This is a genomic window from Winogradskyella sp. A3E31 (assembly GCF_046720935.1).
Classification (GTDB): domain Bacteria; phylum Bacteroidota; class Bacteroidia; order Flavobacteriales; family Flavobacteriaceae; genus Winogradskyella.
Window position 1 is genome coordinate 1 of the sequence record NZ_JBHNWH010000016.1, and the last position, 7,490, is coordinate 7,490.

At 32.1% G+C, this 7,490-nt stretch carries 9 protein-coding genes; all 9 read right to left on the reverse strand.

The features are described from left to right. Positions 1 to 216: 216 nt before the first annotated feature. Entirely contained in the window at positions 217 to 1,251 is a 1,035-nt protein-coding gene (locus ACFEMA_RS14520; RefSeq protein ID WP_411768935.1) for an ATP-binding protein, read from the reverse strand. A gap of 147 nt (positions 1,252 to 1,398) precedes the next feature. Continuing rightward, on the reverse strand, positions 1,399 to 2,115 hold the full coding sequence (locus ACFEMA_RS14525; RefSeq protein WP_411768936.1) for a DUF4375 domain-containing protein: 717 nt from the start codon (positions 2,113 to 2,115) through the stop codon (positions 1,399 to 1,401). A gap of 159 nt (positions 2,116 to 2,274) precedes the next feature. Continuing rightward, entirely contained in the window at positions 2,275 to 2,808 is a 534-nt protein-coding gene (locus ACFEMA_RS14530) for a hypothetical protein (RefSeq protein ID WP_411768937.1), read from the reverse strand. 160 nt (positions 2,809 to 2,968) lie between these two features. After that, entirely contained in the window at positions 2,969 to 3,364 is a 396-nt protein-coding gene (locus tag ACFEMA_RS14535) for a hypothetical protein (RefSeq protein ID WP_411768938.1), read from the reverse strand. 149 nt (positions 3,365 to 3,513) lie between these two features. Beyond that, positions 3,514 to 4,251 carry a DUF6090 family protein gene (locus ACFEMA_RS14540; protein WP_411768939.1) on the reverse strand — a complete coding sequence of 246 codons (738 nt, stop codon included), beginning with the start codon at positions 4,249 to 4,251 and terminating at the stop codon, positions 3,514 to 3,516. 163 nt (positions 4,252 to 4,414) lie between these two features. Continuing rightward, positions 4,415 to 5,326: a hypothetical protein gene (locus ACFEMA_RS14545; RefSeq protein WP_411768940.1), complete on the reverse strand. Its 912-nt coding sequence runs from the start codon at positions 5,324 to 5,326 to the stop codon at positions 4,415 to 4,417. A gap of 147 nt (positions 5,327 to 5,473) precedes the next feature. After that, positions 5,474 to 5,986, reverse strand: coding sequence for a hypothetical protein (locus tag ACFEMA_RS14550; RefSeq protein ID WP_411768941.1), 513 nt, complete (start codon positions 5,984 to 5,986; stop codon positions 5,474 to 5,476). A 162-nt stretch (positions 5,987 to 6,148) separates the two neighbouring features. Next, positions 6,149 to 6,589: a hypothetical protein gene (locus ACFEMA_RS14555; protein ID WP_411768942.1), complete on the reverse strand. Its 441-nt coding sequence runs from the start codon at positions 6,587 to 6,589 to the stop codon at positions 6,149 to 6,151. A gap of 156 nt (positions 6,590 to 6,745) precedes the next feature. Then, a complete protein-coding gene (locus ACFEMA_RS14560; protein ID WP_411768943.1) occupies positions 6,746 to 7,345 on the reverse strand; it encodes a hypothetical protein in 600 nt (199 codons plus the stop codon). Positions 7,346 to 7,490 lie beyond the last annotated feature (145 nt).

Consider the following 7,490-nt stretch of genomic DNA (forward strand, 5'->3'; position numbering starts at 1 on the left):
TGGAATACATGAACCAAAAGGGTGGGAACAACGCAGTTGTGGAACCATTTTGGTCAGCTTTTTCGCTGAATGTATTCCATCGGTCTCGGCTATGAGTAGTTGCGTGGGTTAGCACTTAACTTTGCAAGTACGCACCAAGCTGAAAATCCGCGAGGATTTTCAGAAGTAGGCGAGAACAAGCAATTACTTATAGCCATTGTTGTAACACGTATTTTTTTATCTTTTTAATATTGAGTCTAATAAATTTTCACGAGTCGTCCCTAAAGCTTTTTGCTTTTCGGATGCAAGAACATTTTCTTCAATTTTCGTTAGCAATCCAACTGGGTTTTGAGATGCGATAGGTCCATTTCCGAAATTCAACTTATATTCAGAAAATTTTAAAGGTGACTTCTTGCCTCCAAAAAATAGCACCAAATCCATTTCATAATTATGTTCGTCTCCTAATGTGTCCAAACTAAAAATAAGTCGTTGAGAAGTCATTTCGGGTGCTCCAAAATGAAGTATGTCTATATTCCCAATATTCGTGAATTGATGACCTTGCATTGAGTAATTATGAGCCGTTTGTTGGTTTAAACTACCTGCAAATATTGCCTGACCACATATTAGTCTGTAACTAATATCTTCTTCGTTCTGTAATGCAGAAAAATTGATAATGATAATTGAAATATCTAAAAAAACATTACCATTATTTGCGTTACCAAATCTATCCAAATTTATAAATCCCTCTATATTTGGATAAGAAACCTTTTTAAACAATGCATCAATTAGATAATGTGGCGCAGGTTTAGTTTGTCCATCTAATCTGGCATAATATATATTCTTAAATTGATGTGGACTGTAATTACTTTTTTGAACTTCGAAAACATATAAGTAGTTTCCATTGTTCTCGATTATTTGAACATTTATATTTACAGGTAAAGGTGTTATTGAGTCCGAAACTTTGCTAATTAACGCATCTTTTTCAATTAGTTGGTCAACTAATGACAGAGCTCCTTGAAACACAAGTCTATCATCAATTTTTTGTCCAAGTGGCGCACCCCAAATTAAAATTCCACCATTCGAGTTTAAAAATCCACAAATCCCTCGAATTACACCTTCAAGATTTTTATTGAAGTTTCCATAATTCGGATGAAATGCTTTGAATTCAATTTTATCAGATTCTTCTTTTTCGGTTGCAAAAAAGTCCGAAACATCTTGAAAAACTAATTCCTCAAGATTCTTTCCGAAATATTGATGTGAGTAATTGTCCATATGTGTTACAACGTGTTTGTGTAAGGATAGTTGCGTGGTTAAGCAACTAACTTACTAAAAATGAACCGAACCATTGGAAATTCCGCAGGAATTTCCAAGTAGGCAAGTCACAAGCAATTATTTTTACACGTTGTTGTAGCACGTTTTTTATTCAGTTCTATAAAATTTAATCCGATTCGCTTTTACGTATTTAGTCAAGTCCTGCTGATATGACTTGACAAAACTTTCCTCATAAAAGTAATCTTCGATTTTCTCCGCTGAAGGAAGTTCTTTATAGCCATCTGCAAATGCTTGCGCTCTTTTATTCCAATCGCTTTTATCGTTTTGAAACTTTAAATATAAATCTTGAATTGTACTAAAATTCCCAAAATATTCTTTTAAGACTATTTCGTAATCTTTTGCCAATTTAGACATTCCGATTTCTTTCATTCCTTCTAAAGCAATTATTGGCAAATCAGGATTATTAAATAAAAACTGGTAAACTCCACCATTATTTACTTGAGATTCAAAATTTATAAGAGTGAAATAAATTCGCTGTTCTTTTGTCAATTCATTCAGAAAATCAGCGTGTGTTTGATTCTTTTCCCAATATTTGTTTGTTGAGTAAACTTCGTTGCAAATTTTTTCGCAAATGTCATAATGTTCATTGTCATAAATTCCCCATTCTTTACCATTCCATTTTTGTTCAATTTCGGAAATCCAATTTTCAGGTAATAAGGGTAGATGTTTTGTAGATTCAGTTTGTGATTCAAGTCGGACAAATACAACCATTTCATTTTCAACTTTATTCGATTTATTTTTCAAAACGAAAAATCCGATGACTAAAATTAAAACTACAAGTATGATTATGATTCCTGTTTTCATTGGGTTGCTCAAATGTGCTACAACGTTGTTGTATAAGATTAGTTGCGTGTTTTAAGCACTAAAGTTAGCAAACAAATCACAGATAGAAAGTCCGCGAGGACTTTCGTAAGTAGGCTAGAACTAGCAATTAATTTTATACGGTGTTGTGCGTAGGTTTTTTCATTCCGATTCGTTCAATTTTATTTCATTCGGTTTTTCTGGAAATCCGATTAATTTCTTTTCAACTATAAACATTTTCGTTTCTCCATCAGTTAATTTGATAGTATCCGTCTTTCTTTCGTATTTGCCAAAATAAAGTCCAGATGTCGAGCCATTTGGTTGGTTTGTCATATCCGAAATAGAGAAATAGTCAGATTTTTTAGATAGACTTATTTCATAGTTTTTCTCTCCGATAACAAAGTCAAAACGTTCTGATATTCGGTCGTGATAATTCATAAACCATAAATTCCAGATTCCGAAAAATATTAATGGACAGACAATAGAATTTATAAAAAAGAGATTCGATAGTTTGCTTTTAAAGAAATAGAAAAGAATTCCGATTATAATATTCAATACAAATAGAAAAGGTACAATAATTACAATTCCAATTGAAACACTTGGGTCAGGTTCCATTTGATAAGTCCAAAATCCTAGAACTATAATTTCAAGGATTAAAAGGCTAATTCCGTATTTAATTATTCTTTTAGAGTTCATTGGTCAACTTACGCACAACGGTTATGTATATGGAAAGTTGCGTGTTTGTGTGCGAGGATTTTCCGAAGGAAAATCAGAAGCTAGCAAACAAAGCAACTAACATTGATTAAGCACAAAACAGCAATTTTTTATATACTGTGTTGTGTGTAGTTTTTTTATTTTAGTCAAATTCCGTTTTGTGGAATTCCAATAGTTTATCCGTGAAAATATTTATTTCTTTTTTCTCTTTTAGTTTAAAATCCGCAAACATAATCAGTCCGAAAACAACAAACACAATCGGCAAAATCCAATTTCCTTTAATCAGCGAAATTATTGAAATCAGAATTCCGAGTCCGAGTAAAACTTTCGCTAAAATATTCATTGGTGACTTAAAGTCAAATTTCAAATCGTAATTACCTGTGTCATTCACAATTCCGATTAGTCTGTGATTGTTCGGGAAACGATTCCGCATTAATTCAAACTTTTCAGTTCCGATATATCCATTATAGAATCCGTTCACAATTAACTTGTTCAGAATCCTTAAATTTTTATCACTTTTGGTTATCGTTTGTCTCATTCCTCAAATTACACACAACGGTCTAGTGTATGATTTCGTTGCGTGTTTTAGCAACTAAATTAGCAAATACAAACCGAATAGAAAATCCGCAAGGATTTTCGTAAGTAGGATAGTACTAGCAATGAATTATACACATTGTTGTGCTTTCGTTATTTATTAGTTTTCTCTATGACTTTATTAGTCGCTTTTTCAAGAGTTTCTAAAGAATTAATATAGTTGGTTAAATCCCAAACTTGATTTTCCATATTATTTTCAAATTCCAAGTCTCTAAACATCGCATAGTAATTTGTTGTTAGTTTAGATTTTTCCTCCCATTCGACAATGCTATAGCTGTCAATATTCTTCATTGACGCATTTTTTGTTAAATATGGCATAAGCAAAGTTTGTGAAATTTCGTCAAGCGTATTATATCCCTCTTTCTTGCCGTTCAAAGCGATAGACCATTCAAATAATAATAATCTCAAATCTTCAGATAAAAGATTTAGTCTTCCTGATGATACTAAATCGGCATAAACAACTTGACTTGGTCTATATTCTGTATATTCCAGACTGATAGCGATTAAACTATCAAGATTATTTTCATTTAAAATTTCTTTCGGCTGTCCTATTAATTCCATTAAACCTTTTGTACTATTTAAAATAGATTTGTGAAAATTTATAGACTCTTGAATTGTTGTTTTATTTCGTTTAAACTCCAGATTCAGGTTTTTAACTATATTTTGTGCAGTCCGTTGATTTTCTAATCCATTGTTGTAGTTATTTATTTGTAACGCAATCAAAATTCCAATAACTACAAGAATTATTTCGCCAATTGCATAGAGTAAATATTTGCTGAACTTATTTTCAGTCAGCATTTTTTGGCGGATTTTTCTAAAGAATTTTATCATTGGTTAATGGTTGGTCATAATGAAGCACAACGGTCTCGGCTATGAGTAGTTGCGTGGTTTAGCATTTAACTTTGCAAGTACACACCAAGTTGGAAATTCCGCAGGAATTTCCAAAGTAGGCGAGAACAAGCAATTACTTATAGCCATTGTTGCCAGTAGTTTTTTATTCAGTTATTATTTGTTCGTTTATTTTTTCCGCAATTAACGAATCAACGATTACTTTACTTTTCACTTTAATTTCAAGATAAGAAATCAATTCATATCCATCTTCTCGGTTAAAAGAGTCATATTCCTCAATTTTCTCAACAATTCCATTTTTGCCATAATAGTATTTAGTCTTTTCTTCCAATCCATCTTTGGTTAATTGCAATTCTTCGATTTCAATCAAACGACCAAGATTGTCATAATTTCTAATTTCTTTTTTTGAGTAATCTTTTCCGTCATTATAATATGTCTGGAATAGGCCAATTCTTTGATTGTCAGAATAAGAATAATTCGTTTCCCAATTCAGTTTTCCATTATAAATCTGCTGTAACTTTAAAAGATTTCCATTTTCATTGTATTCTCTTTTGTAATAGTAAGTTGAATCAAAGAACACGCCTTGATATTCGCCATTTTTATTATACCAATAGTCGGTTTGAGTGTAAATCGTATCGGATTTAATTTCATACATTTTTTCCGATATAATCTTTGATTTCGTGCTATCTAAATCATACTTTTTATAAAACTGATGTGATAGATTTTTATCGTAATCTGTTTCCCAAATGTCAACTTTTGATTTCAAACCATTTGAATCGTAGGTATAAATATTGATTTGGTTTAAAAGTCTTAAGTCAGTATTGTGATGTTTTCCAAAACTTATTGATTTAAGCAAAATTCCATTTGAATCGAAATACATTTTTGAAAATGGTCGATTTTTTCGGTTCGTTTTCTTTTTGGTCAATTCGTAATCTGAATTTCTTTTGAAGTTATGTCCAATTAATTCAACCTCAATTTCTCCAACTTTTTCAGTCGGTTTTTGTCCGAATAAATTCAGAGTAAATAAGATTGTTAATATGAAAATCGAGTGTTTCATCAAATTACTGGCAACGGTCTCGGCTATGAGTAGTTGCGTGGGTTAGCACTAAACTTTGCAAGTACACACCAAGTTGGAAATTCCTACGGAATTTCCAAAGTAGGCGTGAACGAGCAATTACTTATAGCCATTGTTAGCAAAAGTTTTTTATTCGCCATTTAAAAAGTCAGTTACAATATTGTTTTTATCAGATTCCATTTCGCAAGTCCAACTATCTATCCACCATCTTCCACTTTCGTAATGAAGTTGAATGCTATTCAGTCCTCTAATATTAGATTTTGTATTTGGGTCAGTTCGTATTTCGAATGCACTCCAAACTTGGGCAATATTTCCATATTTGCTTACTGTTCTTTTAAGTTCCTTTTCGTAAAAATCCTCTTTTGGTGATAATCCGATTGGTATATATTCCGCTTCAAGAGTATGTGATTTCGCTTTTCCATTTTCGTCCAGTCTTGTGATTACAGCACTTTTTGAATGAATAAATTTATCTCTTTCGAATTCCCAAGGGTCACTACTCGAACCAGAAACAACATCATAATATGCATTAATTATTGCATCTATTGATTGTACATCTTTCGCGTATTTTTCTTCGTTCGTTTGTCCGAAAATTGAATTACAAGCAAAAATTATGCTTAATGAAGTTAGAATTATTTTGTTCATTTCGGTCGGTTTTAAATTTTTGCTAACGGTCTCGTATAACCGTCAGTTACGGGTTAAATTAGCGATTATTTTCGGTTTGGTACAGACGTTAGCAATTCCGAGTGGATTCGGACGTAGTCGAATCCGCCGTAATTGCGGTTATACATTGTTGTGTGTAGGCTTTTATTCCAATCGAACATAAAATTGATGGATTTCGCCCGCATCTTCACTAAATAATTGGGTTACCAATTCAGATTTAGATAACGAGATTATTTTACAGTGACTTTCTCCTAAATCGTCCGTTCCTAATTCCTTTTTCCAGTATTTGTTATCAATATCAAAATGAATTATTTTCTCTCCTTTATCAGATAGTTTCCACTTTCCAGTTTCATTCCAAGCGCATTGTTTTGATATATATTTACCATTTGGTAAGTATTGAATCGTATCTCGACAATTCAGTCCTACGTATTCTTTTCCGTCCGCAGTTCGGTCAATTTTATTCACCCATTTACCGACAATAATTTTATTCCAATCAGAATTTAAAGAGTCCTTTTGTCCAAAAGTGATATTTGCGAATAAAGCACAAAAGATTATAGTTCCGATTTTTATTTTAAAGTTCTTCATTTTTTTAGCTTACACACAACGGTCTCGTATAACCGTCAGTTACGGATTAATTTTATTTAATTTTCGTTTAGGCACTGACGCTCACAATTCCGAGTGGATTCGGACGTAGTCGAATCCGCCGTAATTGCGGTTATACATTGTTGTGGTGCGTATTTTTTATTCATTTATTTCAATTTCATTCATTGGCGGTGGTGGCGGTACAAGGTCAATTTTGTCATTCAACAATATTTTAATATCAGTCTTATTTGTAATTCGCTTGTAGGTTTCTGTCAGTTGGTTTAAAGTATTGGGTAGATTTTTAAATTCATTTTTGTTGTCGTATGAAATGTAAATCAACAGTTTTTCTGGATTATCACTTAACTTTGGGTTTTTGCCATTATTTTCTAAATCTCTTTTTAAAACGTTTTCTAAACTATCTAAAGGGAAGAAATTTTCATCATTCTTATTAATTGTGTCATTATGGATTTCAATCACATTTTTTTGTTTGATTAAAATACAAGCAAAATCTTCCCAACACGGATTGCGGAAATAAATGGTCTTTATTTCATTCTCTGTTTTTAAAGTATATTTTGGCAAACTATCATTGCATACAATTTTTTCAGTCCGTTCGAGTAAGTCATTCCATTTTTTGAATTGTTCATAATTTAATTCAACTCCAAGACTGTCATTTTCTCCTTTCCATTTTCCAAACACTTGTTGAGCTAACTGTTTTTCATTTTTGTCAGGGTTTTGACATCCGATTATTGTCAAAATCATTAAAATCAGAAACGATATTTTTATGTTAGTTCTCATTTTCTTATATGCACCACAACGGTCTTGGCTATGGTTTCGTTGCGGAATGGTTCGGCAGAACTATTCCGCCGTAAACCAAAGTTAGCAAACACGCAGGAATTTCCGAGAG